The sequence below is a fragment of the Sulfitobacter sp. 1A15258 genome, assembly GCF_043557045.1.
GTDB classification, from domain to species: domain Bacteria; phylum Pseudomonadota; class Alphaproteobacteria; order Rhodobacterales; family Rhodobacteraceae; genus Sulfitobacter; species Sulfitobacter faviae.
Genome location: NZ_JBIFFK010000001.1, coordinates 44,296 through 69,396, shown reverse-complemented (window position 1 = coordinate 69,396; position 25,101 = coordinate 44,296). Strand labels below are relative to the sequence as shown.

Below are 25,101 nucleotides of genomic sequence, written 5' to 3'. Positions count from 1 at the left end.
CGTGGTTCCGAAGAACCACGCCTCATGCCTCAGGCTATCTAAGGGGGAACGACCTGAGGTTATGACGATCCGGCTTGCACGGCCAAATCAAACCCGGATTTAGGGATCAACGGGCGAACCGGCAGTGTTCACATTGGCCAGACCTTCGGCGACAACGTCAGCGAAGGTAGAGACGAGCGCTACATAGAACTCAGTCTCGGACGGCTGCACGTTGACATAGCCTTCGGGCGCGATCTCATCGCCGCTGTAGGCAGAGATCATCACCGGGAAGCTCAGGCCCGCGTTGTCACCGGTGGGGCTTGTAATATCAACAACGCCTTCCAACTCGTTGAATTCCTTACTGTCGGGCAGCATGGTCGCGCCGTTCAGAGAGATTTTGCGGATGTCGATCTTGATCTGCGGATCGGAGCCATCGCTGCTCATCGGCACGCGCTCTGCCACTTCGGCGCGCAGGTCTTCTTCCAGATCAGGATAGAAATCCATGGCATTGCTGTCTGCCGCGGCGGAGACAGAGGATTCGACGTCGATTTTCGAGACCATGATCTTGTCATCGGCGAAGGCAGAGCCGCTCAGCGCGATAACGCTTACACCAGCGGCAAGGGCGATGTTTTTCATATTCGTCAGCATGTCGTTCTCCTTTGATCTTTCCTCTCTGCGGCGAGAATGCCCCGCTGCAAAGTTTCTGATCAGAGAACACCACGATTGCCCCGGCGGTTCCCAAGGGGGCCGATGCCAGACGGGCTTGGGGGGGTGAAAATAGGCGGACAAACGCCCAAGCGCAGCGCTCACCCCATAAATATCAGTGACTTAACTGCCCGTGATCACTTTAACGTAATTGCGGGTTTCCTTGTAGGGCGGGATGCCCCCGTATTTCTTCACCGCCCCCGGCCCCGCGTTATAGGCGGCCAGCGCCAGCTCCCAACTGCCGAAAGCGCGGTACTGCATCTTGAGGTAACGCGCCCCGCCTTCGAGGTTTTGCACCGGATCGGCGGGATCGACACGCAGCGCCCGCGCGGTCTGCGGCATCAACTGCGCCAGCCCCATCGCCCCCTTGTGCGACAACGCCTTGGGGTTCCACCCGCTTTCCTGCTGCACCAGCCGCAAAAACAGATCGACCGGGATGCCATGGCGCGTGGCCGCTGCGCGGGCATGCGTTAGAAAGGCCCCTTTGTAAGACCCGTTGTATTTCGGCACGTCCCATTTCGTCGGGGTGACGACCTTTGGCGGTTGCAGCCGCACGGAGGCGGAATATTGTTTGGATGCCCGATTATCGAGGATGCTTTTCTGCGAGGCAAAGAGCCCCGCGCGGTTCTTGCTGGCGAACATATCGGCAGCCGCTGGTACTGCCCCCATCGCGATGATTCCGGCTGCCGTCAAACTCACCGCGGCCAGACCGGCCAAAAGTCCCGTCTTTCGCATATCTGCCCCCTGCCGTTGCATTGCACGTAGTATACTTAAATGCGCCCCTTCTACCAGCCCCCGAAATCCCGGCCATTTCGCGGGCCGTGGCGATGGACTGCGGGATGGAAAGCCGGTGTCATCCGGCGAACAAGCACGATATAAACAGCCGAATTGGGCGCGCTCGGATTCGCGCCCGACGCAATGACACAGCAATGACAAACGAGGGGGCAAGATGGCCGGCTCAGTGAACAAAGTGATCCTTATCGGCAACCTCGGGCGCGACCCCGAGGTGCGGTCGTTCCAGAACGGCGGCAAAGTGTGCAACCTGCGCATCGCCACCTCGGAGACATGGAAAGACCGCAACACCGGTGAGCGCCGCGAGAAGACCGAATGGCATTCGGTGGCGATCTTTCAAGAAGGGCTCGTCCGCGTGGCCGAGCAATACCTCAAGAAGGGCTCCAAAGTGTATATCGAGGGCCAGTTGCAGACCCGCAAATGGCAGGACCAATCGGGCGCAGACCGCTATAGCACCGAAGTCGTGTTGCAAGGCTTCGGCGGCACGCTGACCATGCTCGACGGTCCCGGCGGCGGCTCCGGCGGTGGTGGTGGTGGTGGCGGCGGCTACGGTGGTGGCGGCGGTGGCGGCTACGGCGGTGGCGGCAACGACTACGGCGGCGGCTATGACAGCGGCCCGTCCTCTTCGGGCGGCGGTGGCGGCGGCGGCAGCCGTGATCTGGACGACGAGATCCCGTTCTAAACCCTATGCGACTTGGGGCGGGGCGCTGTTGCGCCCTGCCCAACCTTTGCGAACGCGGCTATGAGAAACCCTTAACCGCGCCGCAGTAGACCTTTCCCCATCGCGATACCCGCCGGGCAATCATCCGTTCGGCAACAGGATCAGAGGCGCCCCATGCGGGCGCCATGTCAAGACGTCAAGACATGCAGGGTGACGCATGTCTCAAACATCCGATTTGGCGGCGCCGCCCTTTTTATACGGCTCCACAATAGCTTAGAGAATTAAGTTAAACCGCCGGGCCCCACCCGCCGCGGGTCATTGCCTTGCGCTCAATGCATCCCGCAACAGCGCCAGCACCTGCTCGTTCTCTACCTCAGCGCCCGCAAAGGCCTGCCCGATGCCGCGCGCCAGAACAAAGCGCAAACGGCCATCGACCACCTTTTTATCCTGCCCCATCAGCCGCAGCAGTTCCTCGGCTTCAGGCAGATCACCGGGAATGTCGCGCAGGTCGGTCTTCATGCCCATCTGAACCAAATGGGCGCGCAGACGGCTTGGGTCTTCCTGCGGGCAAAGCCCCAGCCGCGCGGAAAGCTCAAAGGCGAGCGCACAGCCAATCGCCACCCCTTCGCCATGCAGCAGCCGGTCGGAATAGCCCGTCGCCGCCTCAAGCGCATGGCCGAATGTATGGCCAAGGTTCAAAAGCGCACGGTCGCCCTGCTCTGTCTCGTCGCGCTCCACAATATCGGCTTTCATCTGAACCGACCGCCGCACCGCTTCGATCCGGGCGGCCATATCGCCCGCCGCGAGGGCTGGGCCCTGCGCCTCCAGCCAATCAAAGAACGCGGCATCGCCGAGTAGCCCGTATTTTACTACTTCGCCATAGCCGGCAAGGAAATCCCGGTTGGGCATGGTGCCCAACACCTCGGTATCCGCCAGCACGAGGCTGGGCTGATGGAAGGCCCCGATCAGGTTCTTGCCTTGGCCCGCGTTGATCCCGGTCTTGCCGCCCACCGAACTGTCGACCTGCGCCAAAAGAGAGGTGGGGATCTGCACGAAACGCACCCCGCGCCGCAGCACGGCGGCGGCGAAACCCACCAGATCACCGATCACCCCGCCGCCAAAGGCCACGACGATATCGCCGCGCTCCACCTGCTCATCAAGCAGCCAGTCCACGCAGCGCTGAAGACTGGCCCAGTCCTTGGTCCCCTCGCCGGGGGCGAGTTCCAGTGCAGACATCGCGATGCCCTCGGCGGCCAATCCCTCCCGCAAGGATTGCAGATGCAATGCGGCTACACGGCTTTCGGTGATGACGGCCACCCGCTTGCGGCGCAGCAGCGGCGCGATCAGCGCGCCTGCATCCCCCAGCAAGCCCGGCCCGATAACCACGTCATACTCCCGCCCCGGCAGGGCGACGGAAACCGTCTCACGCATCCAATCTCTCCAAAACATCGGGCCTTGTCAGCAGCTTGTCGATCACCCGGTTGGCCATGGCGTCAATCGACAGGCGCGGATCGCAGCGCACTGAAAGATCAGCCAGCCGGTAAAGCGGCACCCGGTCGCGATAAAGCGCGGCCAGCGTCGCCTTGGGATCAGCCGTGCGCAGCAGCGGACGGCTGTCCTTATAGCGCACCCGGTTCCACAGCAGCTCCAAATCCGCATCGAGCCAGAGCGCCACGCCGTAGGCCGCGATATTGTCGCGGTTCACCTCGGCCAAAAACGCCCCACCGCCGGTGGATAGGATGCAACGTTCCTCCGCCAAAAGCCGCGCGATCACCTCGGTCTCGCGCTTGCGAAAGAACGGCTCCCCGTCGCGGGTAAAAATCTCGGGCACGCTGAGATTGGCCGCTGCTTCGATCTCCGCATCGCTGTCCAGGAAAGGCGCGCCCAGTTTGGCCGAGACCGCACGCCCCACCGCCGTCTTGCCCGCGCCCATCATGCCAACCAGCGCCACCGTCTTGTTCAGACGGTAGCGGGGCGGCGTTTCTTCGCCATCGGTCATGCTGTGCTTAATTCCGCTCATTTTTCTCTGAATGACGTGATCTTGCCGAAAAGGCCATATATAGTTTGGCAAAATAGCAGAATTCCGGGCAGGCATAAATCATGGGTAAACTTTTCAAGCTTTTGATATTTCTATTGATTGTCGGCTTCATCGGTCTCGTGGGCTATGCCTATGTCGGGCCTTTCTTTGGCGTGGATTTTTCGCCCGAACAGATTGAGACGCGCCAGCCTGTCACGCTGACAGCGGATTGAGCGGCGTGGCAAACGCCCTGTCCAAAGGCAAACGGGCCCTTTGCGCTGCATTGATCTGCTCGGTCAGCGCCACAGCCCTGCTGGCCGAATCGGAAGAAGACCGCAATCTGGGCCGCGAATCGCGTCAGGCGTCTGAACGGCAAGACCAGCCCCCCGCGGCCAATGATCAGCCGCTGTCGGTGATTGACTGGCTGGGCGCGCAATCGCCGCCCGAAAACCGGCCAAAACGCCCGCCCAACCCGGGCCGGGTGCCGGAACCGCCCGTGGCCGACAGCGCCCTGCCGCCGCCCGTGCAGGTCACGCCCTTGGGCGATGGCGCGCCGCGCCGCATCGGGCTGGTGCCCGGCGCGGTCACCGGGCTGCGCGGGGACATCTGGCTGGGCAGCGACACGACGGCCCTGATCGACCGCATCCGCGATTTACCGGACCTGCATCTGCCCGCCGCGCAGGCGCTGCTCTACACCGTGCTTCTGGCCGAGGCACAGGCCCCGCAGGGCGAGGCGCGCAATGGCGATCTTTTGGCGCTGGCGCGGGGCGAAAAGCTGATGGAGCTTGGCGCCCTCGACCCGGCGCTGTCGCTGATCGAACAGGCCGGGGTGACCACCTCGACCGCGCATTTCGACCTGTGGATGCAGCTTTCCCTGCTTACCGGGACCGAGCATCGCGTCTGTGAGCGATTGGTGAAATCGCCGCATCTGACCCGGGACTATGGCACCCGGATTTTCTGCAACGCCCGCGCTGGCAATTGGGAGAACGCGGCCCTGACCTTTGGCTCGGCCCAAGCGCTCGGCCTGCTGCCCGAGGCGCAGCTCGAACTCTTCGACCGTTTCCTGAACCCGGATTTCTACGAAGGGGCCGAACCGCTGCGCGTGCCCCGCCAGATGGACCCAATGACCTTCCGCCTGTTTGAGACCATTGGCGAGCCCTTGCCCTCTAACATCCTGCCGCGTGCTTATGCGGTGGCCGATCTGCGCGACATCGCCGGATGGAAGGCCCAGCTTGAGGCCGCCGAGCGGCTGACCCGCGCGGGCGCCCTGCCCGACAACCTGCTGCTGGGGCTTTATACTGATCGTCAGCCCGCCGCCTCTGGCGGGGTCTGGGACCGGGTCGCGGCGCTGCAACGGTTTGAGACGGCCCTGCGCACCGGCAGCGCCGAGGCGGTGGCCAAGACCCTGCCCCCCGCATGGGAAGCGATGCGCGAAGCCTCTCTTGAAGTGGCCTTTGCCACGCTCTTTGCCGAACCGCTCTCGACCATTCCTCTGGCGGGCCGTGCCGCGCGTCTGGCGCGGGATGTGGCGCTGCTGTCGCCCAATTACGAGGCCGCGGCGGCGCGGGTGATCGGCAAGTCCCCCGAGGACGAATTGCTGCGCGCCGTCGCCGTTGGCGATGCGCCCAAAGGCCCCGCTCCGGATGCGCCTTTGGCCGCTGCGGTTCACGATGCTTTCGCCGATCCCACCCCCCGCACCGACCTAATGGCGCTGGCGCGGGACAAGGAGCTGGGCATGGCAATTTTGCGCCTACTGTCGCTCTTGCATGACGGGGCGAGTGGTGACACATCGGCGCTCCGCGACGCCCTAGCCACCCTACGCGCCCTCGGATTGGAAGACACCGCCCGACGTGCCGCCTTGCAGATTGTATTGCTCCAGCAATGATGATGTCCCAGACCCCGACCTTCCATTGGATCTCCAGCTTTCTGGAGGCCGCCGCCGCCGAACAGGGTGCCGCCACCAACACGCAGCTGGCCTATGGCCGCGACCTGAAGGATTTCGATTCCTTCCTCGCGCAGCGCAACCATGACTTCCTGACCGCCAGCCGCGGCGAGGTCGAAGATTACCTTGTTTATTGCGACGCGCAGGGGCTGGCGAAATCCACCCGCGCACGGCGGCTCTCGGCGATCAAACAGCTTTACCGTTTCGCCTTTGAGGAAGGGCTGCGCGAAGACAACCCTGCGGTGCAAATCGCCGGGCCGGGGCAGGACAAACGCCTGCCCAAGATCCTGTCCGAGGAAGAGGTCGACCGGCTGCTCGATGCCGCGCGCAATTCTGGCCGGTCGCTGGCCGATCAGCTGCGCAACACCTGCCTGATGGAGCTGCTTTATGCCACCGGGATGCGGGTCAGTGAATTGGTCAGCCTGCCGGTCAGCGCCGCGCGGGGCGATCCACGTCTGCTGCTGATCGCAGGCAAAGGGGGCCGCGAGCGGCTGGTGCCCCTGTCAGAGCCCGCGCGCGACGCGCTGGCGGCATGGCTCGTGGTACGCGACAAGGCGGATGAGGCGGCCCAAGCCAAGGGCAAACCACCCGCGCGGCACCTCTTCCCGTCCCGCGGGGCGACGGGGCATCTGACGCGGCATCGGTTCTATCTGCTGATCAAGGAATTCGCCGTCACCGGCGGCGTGCCGCCCGAGAAAGTCACGCCCCACACCCTGCGCCATGCCTTTGCCACGCATTTGCTGGCCAATGGCGCGGACCTACGGGCGATCCAGACCATGCTGGGCCACGCCGATGTCGCCACGACCGAGATCTACACCCATGTGCTGGAAGAGCGGCTGTCGGACCTCGTGCTGGAGCGTCACCCCCTCGCCAAGGACGGCACCCGCAATTCCGGCGGCAACACGTCTTCCGAAGGCCAGTAACCGCTTTGTAGCGCGTCTGCATAGGCGCGCGGCAAACCTGCCTTGGCCATATCGGCCACGGCCCCGGCCACATCGTAGCTCAGCCGGTGAAAGCCCACCTCGCCCCCGTCGAGCAGCGCCAGCCGCGTCTGCTGGCCGCCGTCATGGGGCGGCATGCCGATCACGCCTGCGTTGATCCAACGCCCACGCGCTGTCTCGCGGATGAAGGGCAGACCGGAGTGGCCCGCGATGATGTGATCGACGGGGCCTGCAATGTCTTCCAGCGCCTGCCACTCTTCGTCAAACACCGCCGCCGCACTCTCCGACCAGACGAACCGCGCCACATCGCGCACCCCGCCGTGGATCACGCCATAGCGCTGGCCCTGATGCCGGAACACCGCCATATCCGGCAGGCGACCCATCCAGTCTTTCGCATCCGCGTCCAACTGGCCTGCCGCATGGGCGTACCAGGCGCCCGAGAGCATGTCGCAACTGCTGCCCGGCGCGAAGCCGCAGCCGCAATCTGCGGCCCCGCTGGCCAGTTGCACTTCGCAATTGCCTGCCACCACCGCGCAGCCAAGCGCCCGGATTGCCGCCACGCATTCGCGCGGCGCGCCGCAATAGGCAACAATGTCGCCGGTGCAGATCATCTGCCCCCCGTCGGTGCCCCGCGCCGCGGCAAAAGCCGCCAGCGCCTCGACCGCCTGAAGGTTGGAATAGGGCCCGCCAAAAAGCAGCAACGGCCCGTCCAAAACCCCAAGCTCCGCGCAGTTGATTTTCGCCTGCATCGCACCACCCTGCCCCGTTGCAACCCTTGAATGACGCAGCCCCTGCGCCCATAACATTCGCAACACATAATGGATGGATTTAGACCTCATGGAAACGGGCCCCGCCCTTTTTGACACCGCTTTCTGGATCAGCACCGGAATTATCCTGTTCCTCCTTGTCCTCTCGGGCTTCTTCTCAGGCTCCGAAACCGCCCTGACCGCCGCCTCGCGCGGCAAGCTGCGCGCGCAGGCCGACAAGGGCGCAAGCGGCGCGATCCGCGCGCTCAAGATCACCGAGGATAACGAGCGGCTGATCGGCTCGGTCCTGTTGGGCAACAACTTGGTCAACATCCTTGCCGCCTCCATGGCGACGGCGCTCTTCACACGGCTCTTCGGTGAAAGCGGCGTGGCGCTGGCGACGCTGGTGATGACGCTTCTGGTGCTCGTCTTTGCCGAGGTGCTGCCCAAGACCTATGCCATCACCAATGCCGAAACGGCGGCGGCGCTGGTCTCGCGCCCGATTAGCATCGTGGTGCTTATCTTCTCGCCCGTGGTGACGGCGGTGCGTTATTTCGTGCGCGGCGTGCTGCGGCTTTTCGGCGTGCAGATCGACCCCGACAGCAACATTCTGGCGGTGCGCGAGGAAATCGCCGGAGCGCTGCAATTGGGCCATTCCGAAGGCGTCGTCGAAAAGGAAGACCGCGACCGTATCTTGGGCGCGCTCGACCTGCGCGAACGCGCGGTGGAAGAGGTCATGCTGCACCGTTCGGGAATCGAGATGATCGACGCGGATTCAGACCCGACCGACATCATGGAGAAATGTCTGCAATCCAACCACACCCGCCTGCCGGTCTTCCGCGAGGACCCCGAGAACATTATCGGCGTGATCCATGCCAAAGACCTCCTGCGCGCCATGTACAAGCTGATCGGCGGCCCCAACGGCGATGCCGCGGCGCTCAAGGGGTTCAACGTGGCCGACGTGGTGATGAAACCCTATTTCGTGCCCGAAACCTCGACCCTGGACGAACAGATGCGCCAGTTCCTGCGCCGTCGCACGCATTTTGCGCTGGTGGTGGACGAATATGGCTCGCTCCAAGGGCTGATCACGCTTGAAGACATTCTCGAAGAAATCGTGGGCGAGATCACGGATGAATTCGACCCCGACGCGGATCACCCGCTGAAACAGTCGGACGACGGGCATCTGATGGTCGAAGGCGCGATGACGATCCGCGACCTCAACCGCGCGACCGATTGGTCCCTGCCCGATGATGAAGCCAATACCGTGGCCGGGCTGGTGATCCATGAGGCGCAGATGATCCCCACCGTGGGGCAAGTCTTCTCCTTCCACAACTTCCGCTTTGAGGTGATCGAGCGGGACGGCAACCGGATCACCCAACTCAAGATCCGCCCCCTCTGATCCGGCTTAGGCCGGGGTTTCCACCGCTGCCTGCACGTCTTTGCAGGCGGCGGACCAGATGCGCGCCCGGTCGGGGCCGAAAGGCACCTCTTCAAAAGCCCGGCGCAGGTGATCCTCTGCCGCGTCACGGGCGGCGGCCGAGAGGCCGGGATCGGGGTGCTGCATCAGCCCTGTCAGCACCTCTTGCAAGACCATCTGCACATCGACGACCGAGGCGCCATCCCGCGCCAGCGCACCAAACCCGTCTTCGATCAGCGCGTCCGCTGGGATCGGCGGGATATGCAGGTTCGGCAGCGCGACCTTGCCGCCCGGCTTGGCCTCATCCGAATAATAGGACAGCACGCGCCCGATGCGGGTGATCACGTCAATCGCCGTGCCGCCATCGTTGATCCCCGGCGACAGCGCCTTCGAGGCAACCTCTCCCAGCACCCGCAGGCCGAAACGGGGGTCTTGGTCAAAGGTGCGCAGATCGCCCAGTTGCACGGTCTCCAAAACCTTTTGCTCTAGACTGTCCCAATCATGTTCCGCGTCCTGCGGGCTGCCCCGCCGGGTGACCATTACCAGAGGCTCCCCAACAAAGACGAAATCACCGATGCGCCGGGGCATATAGATCGCGACCCCATGGTCCCGCGCCTGCTGGTCCAGCGCCTCGGGGTAGATATGTTGGATATAGCCGCTCTCAGGGGCAAAGATCGGGCGGGCCTCATCGGGCACCGGACCGGTCAGGGGATGGCCGCCCATGCAGGGCGTCTTCAGCCGTTCCTTGAACAATGACGTGGTCACCGCCTCGATCTGGCGGGTCGTGTCGATCAGGCTGCCGAAGCTTTGCAGATGCAGCACCCAGCGGATCAGGAAGATCACGATGATCGCCAGCACCAAGACCGTGGTCAGGAACAGCACGAAAGAGCGTTCGTCGATATAGATGCCCAACTCGCGCATGATGATCGCCACCAGCGCATAGACATAGGCGCCGATAAAGACGGCCAGCGTGTTCTGCGTGGTACGGTCCTGAATGATCAGCCGATGCGCCCGTGGCGTGAACTGCGATGACGAGGACCGGTAGACCGTGACCATGATGGTGATGGAAAAGATCGTGACCGCCAACATCGCATCCGCGATGATCTGCAACAGGCGATCCGCCGCTTCGCCGGTCAACCTCGTGGCGACTTCCTTGGGCACCAAGGGCTCAAAAAGCTGGGTCAGCCCGAGGGCGACAAAGGCCAGCAACCCCATGAAAACCACCCGCACCCAAAGTTTGCGAGAATATTCGCGGGCTTTGCGAAACAGCGTGTGCGGGATCAGGTCTTTGATGTTCATGGGCCAAGGGTAGCACGAAAAAGCGCCCTGCCAACGGCGGCTTAGCGGGAATTTGCAGTCCGGCGCGGTGTAAAAAAGCTCTTATCCTCGCCCCCCGTGCCCGGTAGGTTGGGCGGCATGACGATAGCCCCTTTGCCCGTGATCCTCCTCGCCGCCGGTGCCTCAACTCGGATGCGGGGGCGTGACAAATTGATGGAAGACATCGGCGGTGAGCCCTTGCTGCGCCGTCAGGCACGGCTGGCACAGGACATTGGCCCCGTCACCGTCGCCCTGCCGCCCCCGCCGCACCCGCGCTACACGGCGCTTAGCGGGTTGGACATCACGCCGCTCCCCATCCCCGACGCCGCAGAGGGCATGGGCGCCAGCCTGCGCCGCGCCTTTGCCGCCCTGCCGTTGGACACGCCCGCCGCCATGGTGCTGCTGGCCGATATGCCCGCGCTTGAGGCCAGCGATCTTGCCCGCCTCGCGGCTGCGGTGGACCTGACGGGCGAGACTCTGATCTGGCGCGCGAGCACGGCGGACGGCAAGCCCGGGCACCCCATCATCTTTGCCGCCGCGCTTTTCGATCAGTTGAAACAGCTGCGCGGCGATGACGGGGGCCGCGCGGTTGTGCGCGCTGCCGCAGACCGGATGCAGCTTGTGCCCCTGCCCGGCCAGCGCGCACGGCGCGACCTCGACACGCCCGAGGACTGGGCGGCGTGGCGCGCAGAGCAGGAATAGCCCGCGCATGAAAAAACGGGGCGGTCGCCCGCCCCGTTTTCAAACTGTGTCACACTCGGCTCTTGCCGGATTACTTCACCAGCAGGCTGGCCTCGTGCTTTTTCAGCGAGCGGCGCGCGGCGGTGTAGCCTTCGATCCCGTCCTTTGTCGCCAGTTCGGGGAACAGCTCGAAGATTTCCTGACGCTGCTCTTCGCCGATACCGGCCAGCGACATGTCACCGGGCTGGAAGCTCTCGGTCCATGTGCCGTCGGAGAGGATCACCTCGTGACGGTCGAACATCACATGGATGTAGCTGGTGCCCGAAACCTCGACAACGTCGATGCCTTCCATCCCGGTCAGGTGTTTCGCCGCAACGAGCACCTCACGCTCTTCGAAGTAGAGCGCGGTCTTCTCGTTGGCGACCAAGACGCGGTGGTTGGGGCTCACCATCATGTCACGCTCGGGCAGATCATTGCCAAGCGCACCTTTGCGGATCAGCACCGGCTTGAGATGAGCGGCCATTTCGAACTCGGCCCCGGTCATCTCACGCGCGCCGACCCAGCGGATCGTCTGGATGCCGTTGTCGCGGGTGATGACCCGGTCACCGACCTGAAGCGCCTCCACCGGCACCTCACCGCGCGGTGTGGCGATCTTGGTCCCCGGTGTGAAACAGGGGATCACATTCTCGATCTCGACGAAGTTCAAACGCCCGGCATCGCTGCCATCTTGGTTGAAGTAGTCAACGAAACCGTCTTCGCGATCGTCGGAGGTATAGGTGATCTCCAGACGGCCACCCTCGGGGGCAGAGCCGCGCAGGTCGAGCGTGTCGTAATCCACGCCCGCGCTGCCACCATCGACATCATCGCCTGCGTTGACGTTGACGAAGCTGTCTTGATCGGCACCGCCGGTCATCACGTCGACGCCTGCGCCACCGTCGAGCAGATCGTCACCCCGACCGCCTTGCAGTTCGTCGTCGCCTTCGCCGCCCATCAGCGTGTCATTCTCACCGCCACCGTCGAGCAGGTCATCGCCTTCACCGCCGACCAGCAGGTCGTCGTCCCGGTTGCCGCGCAGGGTGTCGTCGCCGGTGCCGCCGTCAAGCTCGTCATTGCCCTGACCGCCCGAGAGGCTGTCGTCGCCCTGACCGCCCAGCAGCGTGTCGTCGCCGGTGTTGCCCGAGATGACGTCATCGTCGATCTGACCGTCGATATAGTCATCGCCCGAGCCGCCGCGCAGCATATCCGCATCGTCGGCGCCATAGATCACGTCATTGCCCGCGCCACCGTCGACCGTGTCCATCCCGTTGTTCGGGTTGCGGTCGGGGGTGAAGGGGTTGGAGGCATCCTCTTCGTCGGGGATGTCGAGCACGTCGAGGCCCAGATCGGGGTCGTTGCCCGCATAGATCGTATCGTTGCCAGCGCCGCCGAGCAGGCTGTCGTTGCCCTCGCCGCCGACGATCCGGTCGTCGCCGTCGCCGCCATCGACGATATCGTCGTCGATGCCTGCGTTGATCACGTCATCGCCGGTGCCACCGGTGATGGTGTCGCGGTCATCGCCGGTGCTGATCGTGTCATTGCCCGCCCCACCATCGACAGAGTCGCGGTCATTCTCGGGGTCGGCGTCGGGGTCAAAGCCCAGATCGTCGCTGTCGCTTTCCGGGTAGCCCAGATCGGGGGCGAGGTCATCGTTGCCGGTGGTGATCATGTCATCACCCTCACCGCCCTCGACCACGTCGGAGCCTGCGCCAGCCTCGACGATATCATCGCCGTCGCCTGCCAGAATGGTGTCGTCACCGTCGCCAGCGCGGACATAGTCATCGTCGCCTTCGGCATCGGGCAGGATCGCGTCGTCATTGTCGATCATGTCGCCATCGGGGTCGCCGGTGTAGGCGGTGTCGATCAAGTCTGCGCCCGCTGTGCCGTCGACATAGCCGTCACGGGTCGAACCGCCGTCATCCACCGTAACGGTTACCGAGCCTTCGTCGGTCAGCCCGTCGGGGTCTGCCACGGTATAGGTGATCGTCGCGTCACCGGTGAAGCCGTCATTGGCGACAAAGGTGATGGTGCCATCGTCATTGATGGTCACGGTGCCATCATCGCTCGACGCATCTGTCACGCTCAGGGTGTCGCCGTCGACATCGGTGTCATTGTCCAGAACCGGGATCACGACCGGATCGGTGCCGGTGGTGTCGGCGGTGTCGTCATTGGCGACGGGGGCGTCGTTCACCGGGTTCACGGTGACATTCACGGTACCGGTGTCGGTGCCGCCATTGCCGTCATCCACGGTATAGGTGATTGTGGTGTCGCCGTTGAAATCCGCGTCGGGCGTGAAGGTCAGCGTGCCATCGTCATTGATGACGACCGGGCCCGCCGGGCAGGTTGCCATGGTGACGGTCAGCGTGTCGCCATCGCTGTCGCTGTCATTGCCCAGCACGTCGACGGTGCCAGAGGTGTCTTCGTCGATCTCAAGCACATCGTCTTCGGCCACGGGCGCGTCATTGCCGCCGCCCTGCGGTTGGCCATCGTCGAAAACCAGATTGTCGATCGCGCCCGAGCCTTCGAAACGCACTTCGAAACGCGACACGCCATCAATGTTGAACTGAACGAAACGCTCACCGCCATCGCCGGTGGGCTGCACATAATGGTTTTGGATCACATCGCCATTGTCATCGTAAAAGATGACACGGGTGCCTTCCCCGCCGGTCTCTTCGATGTCTTTGAAGGTCACGCCCTTCATGCGCACCATGTCATCGAAGTCAAAAAACAGGCTGCCGCCGCCGGCGTTGTCGTCCGGGTCGCTTTGGTCGCCATCTTCGGAGACGATCAACAGCCCCTCAAGCGTGTCGGAGGCCAGATCGCTGTCGCCGCCCGTGGGGTTGCTGCTGTCAAAGATCATCGCATCGCCAGAACCGCCGCTGGCCGAAACCGTAACGCCCAGATCCGCATATTCGTCGTCAATGATGGTGCCTGCGCTGAACGCATTGAAATCAAGTGTTCTAATCATTGTGAAATCTCCTGAGCGGTGTTGCACGCGGCGCGCAACGCGGCCGTCTTGGAAGTGGATGCTGTTTCAGTCTGAGGAATGGAGCGCCGAACGGCAGAGCGGTCGAAACGGGCATTTCTTGCCCCGCAGAAGGCCAGTGGCAGGGCCTGTCGCTTGTGTATCATCTCGTCTCTCCCTCCGTTCACACGCGCCCCGCTGGCAGAAATCCAGATCGAGCGGCACGCATCCTGCGCAACGAAGGGGAAGAGCCGGAACATGGCCCACAGCCGAGGCGCGGTGCGCTTCGGTATGTTGTGTTTACGGTCGCAAACTTGCGGCGTACCCACATTTCCCGCATCCCTGATGCGCTTAATGCGGCCGCCCCCGTGACCTACAGACTTCTATGCCCCCCAGTTGGGCACCTATAGGAATAGCCCTCCTATACGAATGGACAAAGCAAAAAATGTTTGAAAATTGCCGGAACCAAATGAAGTTTTGCCGCAATTCAGGTGGTTTAGCGCGACTTTTGGGCGCGATTGTTTCCGGGCCACCCCGCGCCGGAATCCCGATTCGCCATAGGATTAAGGTGAATTAACGCCTGCGCGGGACGGCGGCGTCGATCCCTCGGTCAAGACTGTTTCGCATTGCGCGACAATGCCGCCGCAAATCAGCCGCATCTGCGCCGCCTTGTTTTCGTCATTCTTTTTGATTGCTTGTTCACCGGCTGGAACCAATCGCCCGCAAACCTGCGGAACTGGTGACGAAACCACGGGCGACCCGCCTTATTCCCGCCGAATCAACTCCTCGCGGCATTGAGCGCCCGCGGCGGCAAAAGCCGCGCGCGTTACGGGTGAGTCATGGTGAGCGCTCCGCCCCTCACTCCGCGCCGAGATTGACCGCGGAAAAAATGCAATTGCCAGCCGCGAAGGCCGCTCAAACAACCGCCCCTTTCCGTTCGATCCGCCGGGCCAAAATGCGCCAAATCCGACCCTCAAAACGACATTTCAGATGCTGCAAACGACACCGCGCCGGGCGGGCGGAAACCTCAGCCATAGTAGGCTCTGCGCCCTGCACATGCGGCAGGGTGTCGCACCCCTATTTCACCCTATTGCAAAGCCCGCTCGGGTGGACCAAATGCGCGGCATGTTGATGTATGCTGTTCATAAGAGGCGCCCGCGCAAACCGGGCACGCTGCTGAACCGCCGGTAACCCCGGTCGGACAGGCCGATCCGCCTGTTTAGACCATCGGGGTTCCAACTGACTTTCCGGATCACACTCGGGATGAGACCCACACAACCGACCCGGCCCGGCCTTCTGGCACTGACCGTCGTCTCTTGCGGATCCTTCCCACTTCGACCTTTTTGATATGGAGCATGCCATGCATTTCCGCCTGCTGAAAAACACAAACCAGATCGCCGGGATGCCCGGAACCGCCTTTAACGGCAGCATCGGTCAAGTCGCCAATGCCGAAGGGCTGGCCCTTGTCGCCATGCTGCGCCGTGCGCTGCGCGACACCGCGCGTCGTTGGGAGCGTAACCGCACGCTGTCGACCTTGAACGCGATGGACGACCGTCTGCTTCAGGATATCGGCCTGAACCGCAAAGATATTCCCCAGCACATCCGCGACATGGAAAGTTTTTCCCGCCGCTGAATGCTCTGGCCCGCGCCCTGCGTGAGGGGCCGTGCCGACCCTTAAAATATGGCGTTCTGCATGGGAACGCCGCATATAGCGGCATCGCGTCAGGCCCGGCGCGGTGCCCGTTCTTGCGTCTTGCGCCCGGCAATCGTGTTGCACAGGGGCGCATGATTTGTTTTCATATCTCCAGCAAACCCACCCATCGAAAGCTGCCGCGCCTATCGCGCGACCGGCTCCTTCTTGATGGAAAGGGGCAAAGATCAGCGGTGCGCGGCTGCGCGACACTGCGGATACAATAGAGGAGATATCACTATGAAACGCTATTTGCTTGGCACGGCCTTTGCCGTTGCAACCCCGATGGCCGCCGCCGCACAGGACTGTGGCGAAGTCTCGATCGCGGAAATGAACTGGGCTTCGGCGCAGATCGTTACCGCCGTCACCGAATTCCTGCTGACCCAAGGCTATTCCTGCGACGTGACCGTGGTGCCTTCGGACACCACCCCCGCCGTGACTTCGCTGTCCGAGAACAACGAGCCGGACATCGTGCCCGAACTGTGGCCGAACTCCGCCGGTGACGCTTACAAAAAGCTGAAAGCGGATGGCAAGATTGTTGAGCTGACTTCCGTGCTCGATCCCGGTGGCGTCGAAGGCTGGTGGATCCCCACCTATCTGGCCGAAGAGCACCCCGAGCTGAAAACCATCGAAGGCATCTTGGAAAACCCCGAACTGGTCGGCGGCATGTTCAACAACTGCCCCGATGGCTGGGGCTGCCGCGTCGTCAGCGACAACCTCGCGCGGGCCTATGACCTCGAAGGCAACGGCATCGAAGTCTTCAACCACGGCTCGGGTGAGACGATGGTGACCTCGATGGCGTCGGCTTATGAGAGCCAAGAGCCTTGGTTCGGCTACTACTGGGCGCCGACCACCCCGCTTGGCAAATACGACATGACCAGCGTCGATCTGGGCGAATATGACGAAGCCGCGCATAACGCCAACCAAAACGCCGACACGCCGGACCCCAAGCCTTCGGCCTTCCCGACCGCGCCGGTGCTGACCGTCATGACCAAGGATTTCCACGACGAGAACCCCGAGATCGCGGAGTTCATCGGCAATGTGACCTTCAAGACCGACGAGATGAGCAAGCTGCTGGCATGGCAGGGTGAAAACAACGCCTCCAACGAGGAAGCGGCGGTGTATTTCCTGCAAAACAACAAGGACGTCTGGGCCGAATGGCTGAGCGATGACGCCCGTGGCAACCTGTCCAAGCTGCTAGAGCAGTAAGACAGACTGACCAAAACGACGGGCGGGGAACTCAACCGGGTTTCCCGCCCGTTCGTTTCGATGACCGGCGGCAAGACTTACGTCTTTTCATACCGACTGCGCCTTGGCCCCTTTGGCCCGAAGCGCAGTTCCTTTGTAAGGACATAGGTTTGAATTGCCGCCACTGCATGGGGCAGCCGACGCCGCGCGGCCTGCGCGGCGCCCCGGCCCCCTTCCCCAAAGCAAACGGTCTGATGCAGGCCGGGAAAGCGACAGATGGCAACCTACGACAATCTCTTTGACACGCTCGGTCTGCGGGACTGGTGCGGCGACGATCAAGGCGGCGGGCTAAGCTCTATGGCCGACCTTATGGGCCAAGCGGGCGGTGATACCGACACCACGCTTTGGGACATGCCTTTCCCCTCTCTGGATGCGCTGCACGACAGCTGCGAAGCCATCCCACAATCGCGCGACCTGACCCAAGGGCTGGAGCAAGGCTTCCTTGCCATCAAGGACAGTCTCAAAGTTGTTGTCGACCCCCTCACCCAACCGCTCAGCTGGGCGTTGGAAAACGCACTGTGGCTGATGCAGTCGGTGCCGTGGTTCGTGATGATCCCGCTTTTGATGGCGATCACCTATGCCGTGGGTCGTTCGCTCAAGCTGGTAGGTCTGGTGGCGCTGGTCTTTGGTTTCCTCGCCTTCATCGACTTTTACGAACACACCATGCAGACGCTGGCCATCATCTTTGTCTGCGCCTTCATCTGCGTGCTTTTGGGCGTGCCCATCGGCATCGCCATGTCGCGCAGTGACAAGGTGCAACGCTCAATGATCCCGGTTTTGGATATGCTGCAAACCCTGCCGCCCTTCGTCTACCTGATCCCGCTGATCTTCCTCTTCTCGGTGACCGAGCCCAAGCTCTACGGCATCGCGATCATTCTCTATGCCATCGTGCCGGTGGTGCGCCTGACGGACCTCGGCATCCGTCTCGTCGATAAGGACGTGATCGAGGCCGCCGATGCCTTTGGCATGACCAACCGCCAAAAGCTCTACAAGGTGCAGATCCCGCTGGCGCTGCCCAACATCATGGCCGGTGTGAACCAGACCATCATGATGAGCCTTGCCATGGTCGTGATCGCCTCGCTGGTATCCGCTCCCGGCCTTGGCGTGCTGGTGCTGCGCGGCATTCGCAGCCTTGAGTTGGGCGTGGGCCTCCTGTCGGGTCTGGGGATCGTGCTGCTTGCGATCATCCTTGACCGGGTCACCAAAGCCGCGCTCGCGCGGATCAACGCGGCGCAGAAGTGAGGCCAGACATGACAGACGACATCAAGATTTCCGTCCGCAACCTCTACAAGATCTTCGGCGACGATCCCAAAACCGCGCTGGAGAAGGTCCGCGGGGGGATGAGCAAAGCCGACCTTCAGGCCGAGACGGGCCATGTGCTGGGCCTTAATGACATTAACGTGGACATGCCTGCGGGCAAGACGACGGTGATCATGGGGCTCTCGGGCTCGGGCAAATCAACGCTGATCCGCCACCTCAACCGGCTGATCGACCCCACGGCGGGCGAGGTCATCGTGAACGGTGAGAACATCCTCGACTATAACGAGCGTCGCCTGCGCCAGTTGCGCAAGCACGATATGTCGATGGTGTTCCAGAAGTTCGCCCTGCTGCCGCACCGCACGGTGCTGGAAAACACCGGGCTGAGTTGGGAGATCGAAGGCAAGAACCGCAGCAAATACGCGGCTGAAGCCACCAAATGGCTCAACCGCGTCGGGCTGGAAGGTCAGGGAGAGCAATATCCCGCGCAGCTTTCGGGCGGGATGCAGCAACGTGTGGGCATTGCCCGGGCGCTGACCTCGAACTCCGACGTGATGCTGATGGATGAGGCGTTTTCCGCGCTCGACCCGCTGATCCGCACCGACATGCAGGATCTGCTGATCGAATTGCAGGAAGAACTGCATAAGACCGTGATCTTCATCACCCACGATCTGGACGAGGCGCTGAAACTGGCGGACCATCTGGTGATCCTCAAAGACGGGTTCATCGTCCAACAGGGCGAGCCGCAGCATATCCTGCTGAACCCCAACGATCCCTATATCGAAGCCTTCGTCAGCGACATCAACCGTGCCCGCGTGCTGCGCGTGCGTTCGGTCATGGAAAAGACCGATGTGCCGCCCACGGATGTGGCCGGTGAGGTTGATTTCGACGACACGCTGGAAAGCATCATTGCCGTTTCCGGCGGGGATACCACCAACAACTACCGCGTCATGCGCGAAGGCAAACAGGTCGGCGTGCTGCATATGCGCGATCTGGTGCGCGCGCTGGTGCCGCGTCACCCCGGCGAGGCGGCGTAATAACCTCGCGGCAACCTGACAGCCGCAAGACAAGACCAGGAAAGGGGCAGCACCCGGCCAGAGCGCCGTTGCTGCCCCTTTTTTGCACGCGACCCTTACGTTTCGCCGCGAGAGCCTGCTTAAAAACAGCCACTTACGCGCCATTTCATTCTGTAAAACGGCGCTTTACCGCCGATCAAACTCCCTGCGTCCTATTGACACTCACCCCCACGATTGGCCTATGGGGGGTGAAATAAATACTGGGGTTCAAGATGCCGCAATCTGCTACGGCCAATATTCTGACTGTTCTCGACACCGATTTCAAAGGTATCATCGAGGAGTGGCTGGGAACGCAGGTCAAAGAAGGCGTAAAGCGTTCTGACCTGTTCTCCGATGCGGAGAGCCGTAACCAGAACCGCGAATTGCTCAAAGCCTTCTCCAAAGGTGTGCGCGATGGGGTCACCGGCGAGGATTTCGACTTTGACGATACCCAATGGGACGATCTGCGTGCCGTTCTGACCGATGTCAGCCGCGAGCGGGTCAACCGGGGCGTGACCCCGACCGAGATGGCGACCTTTGTGCTGGCGTTGAAAACGCCGCTGTTCAAACGGCTTGAGACGATGCTGGACAGCGACCACGCGATGCTGATCCGCGACGTGATGCTGGTCACCCGTTTGGTCGATGCCTTTGCCATCTACACCAACGAAATCTTTATTCTCGAGCGTGAGCAGATCATTGATCGCCAGCGCCAAGAGATGCTGGAGCTTTCGACCCCCGTGGTCGAGCTTTGGGACCGCGTTTTGACCCTGCCGCTGATCGGCACGCTGGATTCCGCCCGCGCCCAAGAGGTGATGGAGAACCTGCTGCAGACCATTCTTGAGCGTCAGGCCGAAGTGGTCATCATGGACATCACCGGCGTCGGCACTGTCGATACGCAAGTGGCACAACACCTTTTGCGCGCCGCTGCTGCCGTGCGCTTGATGGGCGCCGAATGTATCATCAGCGGCATCAGCCCGATGATCGCCCAGACCATGGTGCAGCTTGGCATCGACGTGGGCACTGTCTCGACCCGGTCCAGCATTCGTACCGCCCTGTCGGATGCGCTGATGACCGTCGGCTATGTGATCAAGAAGACCGAGGGTCAATAAGGTGGCCGGTGTCACGTCGATTAATCTGGTCGAACATGCGCTCCTCGTTTCGATACAGGATGACATCACGGACACAGAGATTTTGGAGCTTCAGGATCGGCTGTCGAACAAGATATCCGAAAACCGCATCGATGGGGTGATCCTCGATATCTCGGCGCTTGAGATCGTGGACACTTTTGTCGGGCGGGTGATTGCGCAGTTGGCGGGCATCTCTCGCCTGCTGGCGGCGGATACCTATGTGGTCGGCATGCGCCCCACAGTGGCGGTCACGCTGGTTGAGCTTGGCATGTATCTGCCGGAAATCCGCACCGCCTTGAGCCTGACCCATGCCCTCACCCAGCTACGACGCGTTTGATGAAAAGGACCTTGGGGCGCAGGTTCTTCTCTCTCAGTTCAAGTTGAAGACCAGCGGCGATGCGGTAACGGTCCGCCAAGCCGTGGCGCGCTACATGAAAGAACACGGCGCCTCGGCGCTGAATGTCACTCGTTTCGCCACCGCCGTCAGTGAAATCGCGCGCAATGCGATCGTTCACGCTGGCGGCGGCGAATTTTCCATCTATGTCGACCCGAAGGCCAAGCGGTTGAGCGTGGTCTGTTGGGACAAGGGACCGGGGATCGAGGACGTGGCATTGGCCCTAACGGACGGCTATACCTCGGGCGGCGGGCTTGGCCGGGGTTTGGGCGGCGCACAGCGGCTTGCCCAGAAATTTGAAATCCGCACCGCCGTGGGCGGGGGCACCAGCGTGTTGATGAGTATGAACCTATGATACAGTGGGTCGAAGTGCAGGACCAAAGCGCCATCGCCGTGGTGCGCCGCGCCGCGCGTCGTCTGGCCGCTGAACACGGCTGGCCCAAACACCGGACCGACGAATTGGCCATCGTCGCCACCGAAGCCACCACCAACATCCTGCGCTACGCCGAAAAGGGCCGCGCGCTGATCAATGCCCCGGCCGAGGGCAAGGGCGATAAGATCGTGATGATCTTTACCGACCGTGGCCCCGGTATCAGCGATATGGATCACATGTTTCAGGACGGCATGAGCAGCGGCGGCTCTGCTGGGCTGGGCCTCGGGGCGATCCGCCGCCTGTCGAATGATTTCGACATTTTCAGCGGGCCGGAGGTGGGCACCACCATCGTTTGCAGCTTTGTCAAAAACAGCGCCCCCTGCCCGTCCCATGGGGTCGAGGCCGTGGGCCTGCGGGTCTGCCATCCGAACGAAGAGGAGTGTGGCGACGATTACCTGCTGCGGCAGACGCCGAAAGCCACCGACATCCTGCTGTGCGACGGGTTGGGCCATGGCCCCGAAGCCGCAGCCGCTTCGCTGGAGGTCACCGAGGCCGTCAAAGCCACGCGCAGCTTCAACAGTGAGCCGGGCGCGGTGATGTATGAGGTGACCGAGCAGTTGATCGGCAAGCGCGGCGCGGTGGCAGCGCTTGTACATATCGCGCAGCCGCAGATGGTCCTGCGCTATGCTGCCTTGGGGAATATCGCCACGCTGCGGGTCCGCGACGGTGCGGTCAAACGCCTGCCGGTGCGTGACGGGCGGATCGGTGCCCGCGCCACGCGAGGCTATGAAGACACCTTTGACCTTGAACCGGGCGATCTGATGATCCTGCACAGCGACGGGTTGAAAACCCTGCGCGACAGCTATCTCCCACAAGGCCTATTGTGGAAATCTCCGCTTTTGATCGCTGGCTACCTGCTCGACCGGGCATTTCGCGGGCGTGACGACGCCTCCATCGTGGTCATACGCATTGCACGGGACGCGGACTGATGAAAGCAACGAACCTCACATCGGTGAACCTTGAAAAGGGCGGCGATATCGCAGCCCTGCGCCAGATCGCCCTGACCCTGACCGAAGCCATGTGCTTTACCTCATTCGAGCGGACGCGCACCGTGACCGCCGCCGTGGAACTGGGCCGCAATGCGATAGAGCACGGCCAAAAAGGCCGTGCGCGCTTTTCACTGACGGATATCAACGGCAAGCCCGCCCTTGGCCTAACGGTAATCGATCAAGGCCGCGGGATCGAGGAAGACAAGCTGGACCCCACGCGCGACATCGTGTCGGAGACCGGTCTGGGCCTCGGCCTGCGCGGCGTGCAGCGTATCGCGGCGCGTTTCGATGTGGACACCGGGCAAGAAGGCACGCGGGTTCATGCGGAGTTCCTGCTGCCCGAGCCGCAAAGCGCGGTTGAGCAGATCAAGGCCGATGCCCTCGCGGCGCTGGAAGCCTATAATGCCAAAGACCCCACCGCCGCGCTGACCGAACAGAACCGCGAACTCAGCGAAGGCATCGCCGACCGCGATCTCTTGATGCAGGAGCTTCACCACCGCACGGGCAACAACCTTGCCCTGATCGTGGCGCTGATCCGGATGAGCAAGACCCAAGCCAAAGAGGATGAGACCCGCCAAGTGTTGCGCGAGTTGGAGACCCGGGTGGGTTCGCTCTCCAAGGCGCATGAGCTGATGCAACGCTCAACCGACAGCACCGACCTTGATCTGGAGGATATGCTGGATGAAGTCGCCAAAAACGCCGAACGCGCCTTTACCGGAGATCGTCAGAGCATCGCGATCAAGCTAATTTGCCCCAGTCTCAAGATGGACAACAAATTGGCCGTCGACATCGGGCTGATCGTGGGGGAGTTGATCACCAACGCCTATAAACACGCCTTCAAGGGGCGCGACAAAGGGGTGATCACCATCGAAGTCACGCAAGAGGATGACGAAAGTCTGACGCTCAAGGTCTATGACGATGGCGTCGGCCTGCCCGATGACGCCAAACGGCCCGAGAGGTCGGATTCGCTGGGCTGGCGCATGATCCGCACGCTGACCTTCCAGCACGAAGCGACGCTGAAGGTCGAAGGCCAAGACGGGCTTTGCGTCGAAATCAGCTTCCCGGCGCAGGGCTGAGCACACACCCTGCCCGCCCACCGGTTTCGGGCCACCGCGCCCGTCTTTTTGATCAAAAATCACCTCTGAACTTTTCCGCCCCGTAAAATTGTCCTAGGCATATCGGGAGCCGGCGATTCCCGGACACTTCTAGGCGGCAAGAAAGACGCGCGCCTGGCCAATAACGGAGACAGAGCATGATCGAAAAACGTGATTTCTATATCGACGGCAAATGGGTCGCCCCGCTTGAGGGCAGTGAACATAAGGTCATCAACCCCTCGACCGAAGAACCCTGCACCGTGATCTCGCTCGGCGGGCCGAAGGACGTGGACGCTGCCGTGGCTGCGGCCAAGGCCGCCCTGCCCGCATGGATGGCCACCGCCCCCGAAGAGCGTATCGCGCTGATGGAGAAACTGGCCGAGGTCTATAAATCCCGGACCGAGGACATGGCGCAGGCAATCAGCACCGAGATGGGCGCACCCATCGAGATGGCGCGCAGTTCCCAATGGGGGGCGGGCTACAGCCACCTGAAGAACTTCATCAAAGCGGCGAAAGATTTCAAATTCGTAAAGCCCTTGGGGGATCACGCGCCGAACGACCGGATCATTCACGAGGCGGTTGGCGTCGTGGCGATGATCACGCCATGGAACTGGCCGATGAACCAAGTGATGCTGAAAGTCGGCGCCGCTGTTGCCGCGGGCTGCACCATGGTTCTGAAACCGTCCGAGGAAAGCCCGCTGAGCGCGGTGATCTTTGCCGAGATGATGGATGAGGCAGGCTTCCCCGCCGGTGTCTTCAACCTTGTGAACGGCGACGGCGCGACCGTGGGCACCGCCCTGACCGGCCATGAGGATGTGGATATGGTGAGCTTCACCGGCTCCACCCGCGCCGGCATCGCGATTTCCAAGAACGCGGCGGATACGCTGAAGAAGGTCCATCTGGAGCTTGGCGGCAAGGGCGCGAACCTTGTCTTCGCCGATGCCGATGACAAGGCCGTCAAACGCGGCGTGCTGCATATGATGAACAACACCGGCCAAAGCTGCAACGCCCCCAGCCGGATGATGGTCGAGGCCAGCGTCTATGACCAAGCGGTCGAGACGGCAGCCGAAGTGGCCAATAAGGTCGAAGTCGGCCCCGCCAGCGAAGAGGGCCGCCACATCGGCCCGGTCGTGAACGAAGCGCAATGGGGCAAGATCCAAGACCTGATCCAGAAAGGCATCGACGAAGGCGCGCGTCTGGTGGCCGGTGGCACCGGTCGGCCCGAGCATCTGAACCGGGGTTTCTATGTCAAACCCACCGTTTTCGCCGATGTGACGCCCGATATGACCATCGCCCGCGAAGAGATCTTTGGCCCCGTGCTTTCGATCATGAAGTTCGAGAGCGAGGATCAAGCCGTTGAGATGGCCAATGACACGGTCTATGGCCTGACCAACTATGTTCAATCCAGCGATGGCACCCGCCGCAACCGTCTGGCGACCAAGCTGCGTTCGGGCATGGTTGAGATGAACGGCGAGAGCCGTGGCGCAGGTGCGCCCTTCGGCGGCATGAAACGTTCGGGCAACGGGCGCGAAGGCGGCGTTTGGGGGATCGAGGACTTCTGCGAAATCAAAGCGGTTTCCGGCTGGTCCAACGACTGATCGCTTTTTAGCGCGAG

General features: G+C 62.3%; 23 protein-coding genes. 16 read left to right on the top strand and 7 right to left on the bottom strand.

What is annotated here, in order from left to right:
- Positions 1-99: 99 nt before the first annotated feature.
- Complete coding sequence (locus tag ACGYK9_RS00345) at positions 100-627, bottom strand: hypothetical protein (RefSeq protein ID WP_394407484.1); 528 nt, start codon at positions 625-627, stop codon at positions 100-102.
- 180 nt (positions 628-807) lie between these two features.
- Positions 808-1,353: a lytic transglycosylase domain-containing protein gene (locus ACGYK9_RS00340; RefSeq protein ID WP_394408923.1), complete on the bottom strand. Its 546-nt coding sequence runs from the start codon at positions 1,351-1,353 to the stop codon at positions 808-810.
- Positions 1,354-1,633: 280 nt separating this feature from the next.
- Here ACGYK9_RS00340 and ACGYK9_RS00335 point away from each other — a divergent pair, with 280 nt between their 5' ends.
- Positions 1,634-2,158, top strand: a complete 525-nt coding sequence (locus ACGYK9_RS00335; protein WP_304951491.1) for a single-stranded DNA-binding protein — start codon at positions 1,634-1,636, stop codon at positions 2,156-2,158.
- A gap of 294 nt (positions 2,159-2,452) precedes the next feature.
- Here ACGYK9_RS00335 and aroB read toward each other — a convergent pair whose 3' ends face one another.
- Together aroB and ACGYK9_RS00325 are read right to left on the bottom strand one after the other, a co-directional pair.
- Positions 2,453-3,568 carry a 3-dehydroquinate synthase gene (gene aroB / locus ACGYK9_RS00330; protein WP_394407482.1) on the bottom strand — a complete coding sequence of 372 codons (1,116 nt, stop codon included), beginning with the start codon at positions 3,566-3,568 and terminating at the stop codon, positions 2,453-2,455.
- On the bottom strand, positions 3,561-4,157 hold the full coding sequence (locus ACGYK9_RS00325) for a shikimate kinase (protein WP_394407480.1): 597 nt from the start codon (positions 4,155-4,157) through the stop codon (positions 3,561-3,563). The genes aroB and ACGYK9_RS00325 overlap by 8 nt, the downstream gene beginning before the upstream one ends.
- An 80-nt stretch (positions 4,158-4,237) precedes the next feature.
- On the opposite strand from ACGYK9_RS00325, the gene ACGYK9_RS00320 reads away from it, so the two are divergent.
- The 3 genes from ACGYK9_RS00320 to ACGYK9_RS00310 are packed head-to-tail and all read left to right on the top strand — an operon-like array spanning position 4,238 to position 7,019.
- The gene (locus tag ACGYK9_RS00320) at positions 4,238-4,387 is read left to right on the top strand and encodes a hypothetical protein (protein WP_007120408.1); all 150 of its coding nucleotides are present in this window, start codon (positions 4,238-4,240) and stop codon (positions 4,385-4,387) included.
- 5 nt (positions 4,388-4,392) lie between these two features.
- Positions 4,393-6,039 (top strand): hypothetical protein, encoded by a 1,647-nt coding sequence (locus ACGYK9_RS00315; protein WP_394407478.1) that lies wholly within the window; start codon positions 4,393-4,395, stop codon positions 6,037-6,039.
- Complete coding sequence (locus ACGYK9_RS00310) at positions 6,039-7,019, top strand: site-specific tyrosine recombinase XerD (protein WP_394408920.1); 981 nt, start codon at positions 6,039-6,041, stop codon at positions 7,017-7,019. The genes ACGYK9_RS00315 and ACGYK9_RS00310 overlap by 1 nt, the downstream gene beginning before the upstream one ends.
- On the opposite strand, the gene ACGYK9_RS00305 is transcribed toward ACGYK9_RS00310, so the two are convergent.
- A complete protein-coding gene (locus ACGYK9_RS00305; protein ID WP_394407476.1) occupies positions 6,956-7,786 on the bottom strand; it encodes a metallophosphoesterase family protein in 831 nt (276 codons plus the stop codon). The two genes, ACGYK9_RS00310 and ACGYK9_RS00305, sit on opposite strands and share 64 nt — an antisense overlap.
- A gap of 88 nt (positions 7,787-7,874) precedes the next feature.
- Here ACGYK9_RS00305 and ACGYK9_RS00300 point away from each other — a divergent pair, with 88 nt between their 5' ends.
- The gene (locus tag ACGYK9_RS00300) at positions 7,875-9,182 is read left to right on the top strand and encodes an HlyC/CorC family transporter (protein WP_394408917.1); all 1,308 of its coding nucleotides are present in this window, start codon (positions 7,875-7,877) and stop codon (positions 9,180-9,182) included.
- 6 nt (positions 9,183-9,188) lie between these two features.
- Here the strand turns inward: ACGYK9_RS00300 and ACGYK9_RS00295 are convergent, their stop codons facing one another.
- Positions 9,189-10,499, bottom strand: coding sequence for a DUF2254 domain-containing protein (locus tag ACGYK9_RS00295; RefSeq protein ID WP_394407474.1), 1,311 nt, complete (start codon positions 10,497-10,499; stop codon positions 9,189-9,191).
- 117 nt (positions 10,500-10,616) lie between these two features.
- Here ACGYK9_RS00295 and ACGYK9_RS00290 point away from each other — a divergent pair, with 117 nt between their 5' ends.
- Positions 10,617-11,219, top strand: a complete 603-nt coding sequence (locus tag ACGYK9_RS00290; protein ID WP_394407472.1) for an NTP transferase domain-containing protein — start codon at positions 10,617-10,619, stop codon at positions 11,217-11,219.
- A gap of 70 nt (positions 11,220-11,289) precedes the next feature.
- On the opposite strand, the gene ACGYK9_RS00285 is transcribed toward ACGYK9_RS00290, so the two are convergent.
- On the bottom strand, positions 11,290-14,202 hold the full coding sequence (locus ACGYK9_RS00285; protein WP_394407470.1) for a Hint domain-containing protein: 2,913 nt from the start codon (positions 14,200-14,202) through the stop codon (positions 11,290-11,292).
- A gap of 1,357 nt (positions 14,203-15,559) precedes the next feature.
- On the opposite strand from ACGYK9_RS00285, the gene ACGYK9_RS00280 reads away from it, so the two are divergent.
- From ACGYK9_RS00280 to ACGYK9_RS00235, 10 genes are all read left to right on the top strand, one after another.
- Positions 15,560-15,832 (top strand): DUF1127 domain-containing protein, encoded by a 273-nt coding sequence (locus tag ACGYK9_RS00280; protein ID WP_169306066.1) that lies wholly within the window; start codon positions 15,560-15,562, stop codon positions 15,830-15,832.
- A gap of 297 nt (positions 15,833-16,129) precedes the next feature.
- Positions 16,130-17,098: an ABC transporter substrate-binding protein gene (locus ACGYK9_RS00275; RefSeq protein WP_067268365.1), complete on the top strand. Its 969-nt coding sequence runs from the start codon at positions 16,130-16,132 to the stop codon at positions 17,096-17,098.
- A 255-nt stretch (positions 17,099-17,353) separates the two neighbouring features.
- A complete protein-coding gene (locus ACGYK9_RS00270; protein WP_394407468.1) occupies positions 17,354-18,379 on the top strand; it encodes an ABC transporter permease in 1,026 nt (341 codons plus the stop codon).
- Between the two features lie 8 nt (positions 18,380-18,387).
- Positions 18,388-19,431 carry a glycine betaine/L-proline ABC transporter ATP-binding protein gene (locus ACGYK9_RS00265; protein ID WP_394407466.1) on the top strand — a complete coding sequence of 348 codons (1,044 nt, stop codon included), beginning with the start codon at positions 18,388-18,390 and terminating at the stop codon, positions 19,429-19,431.
- Between the two features lie 251 nt (positions 19,432-19,682).
- Positions 19,683-20,558 (top strand): STAS domain-containing protein, encoded by an 876-nt coding sequence (locus ACGYK9_RS00260; RefSeq protein ID WP_271687490.1) that lies wholly within the window; start codon positions 19,683-19,685, stop codon positions 20,556-20,558.
- Between the two features lies 1 nt (position 20,559).
- The gene (locus ACGYK9_RS00255) at positions 20,560-20,913 is read left to right on the top strand and encodes an STAS domain-containing protein (protein ID WP_243267276.1); all 354 of its coding nucleotides are present in this window, start codon (positions 20,560-20,562) and stop codon (positions 20,911-20,913) included.
- Complete coding sequence (locus ACGYK9_RS00250; RefSeq protein WP_394407463.1) at positions 20,885-21,325, top strand: ATP-binding protein; 441 nt, start codon at positions 20,885-20,887, stop codon at positions 21,323-21,325. The genes ACGYK9_RS00255 and ACGYK9_RS00250 overlap by 29 nt, the downstream gene beginning before the upstream one ends.
- Entirely contained in the window at positions 21,322-22,332 is a 1,011-nt protein-coding gene (locus tag ACGYK9_RS00245; protein WP_394407461.1) for an ATP-binding protein, read from the top strand. Before ACGYK9_RS00250 ends, ACGYK9_RS00245 begins: the two co-directional genes overlap by 4 nt.
- The gene (locus tag ACGYK9_RS00240; RefSeq protein ID WP_394407459.1) at positions 22,332-23,468 is read left to right on the top strand and encodes a sensor histidine kinase; all 1,137 of its coding nucleotides are present in this window, start codon (positions 22,332-22,334) and stop codon (positions 23,466-23,468) included. Before ACGYK9_RS00245 ends, ACGYK9_RS00240 begins: the two co-directional genes overlap by 1 nt.
- Before the next feature lie 176 nt (positions 23,469-23,644).
- Positions 23,645-25,084 carry an aldehyde dehydrogenase family protein gene (locus tag ACGYK9_RS00235; protein WP_271693590.1) on the top strand — a complete coding sequence of 480 codons (1,440 nt, stop codon included), beginning with the start codon at positions 23,645-23,647 and terminating at the stop codon, positions 25,082-25,084.
- Positions 25,085-25,101 lie beyond the last annotated feature (17 nt).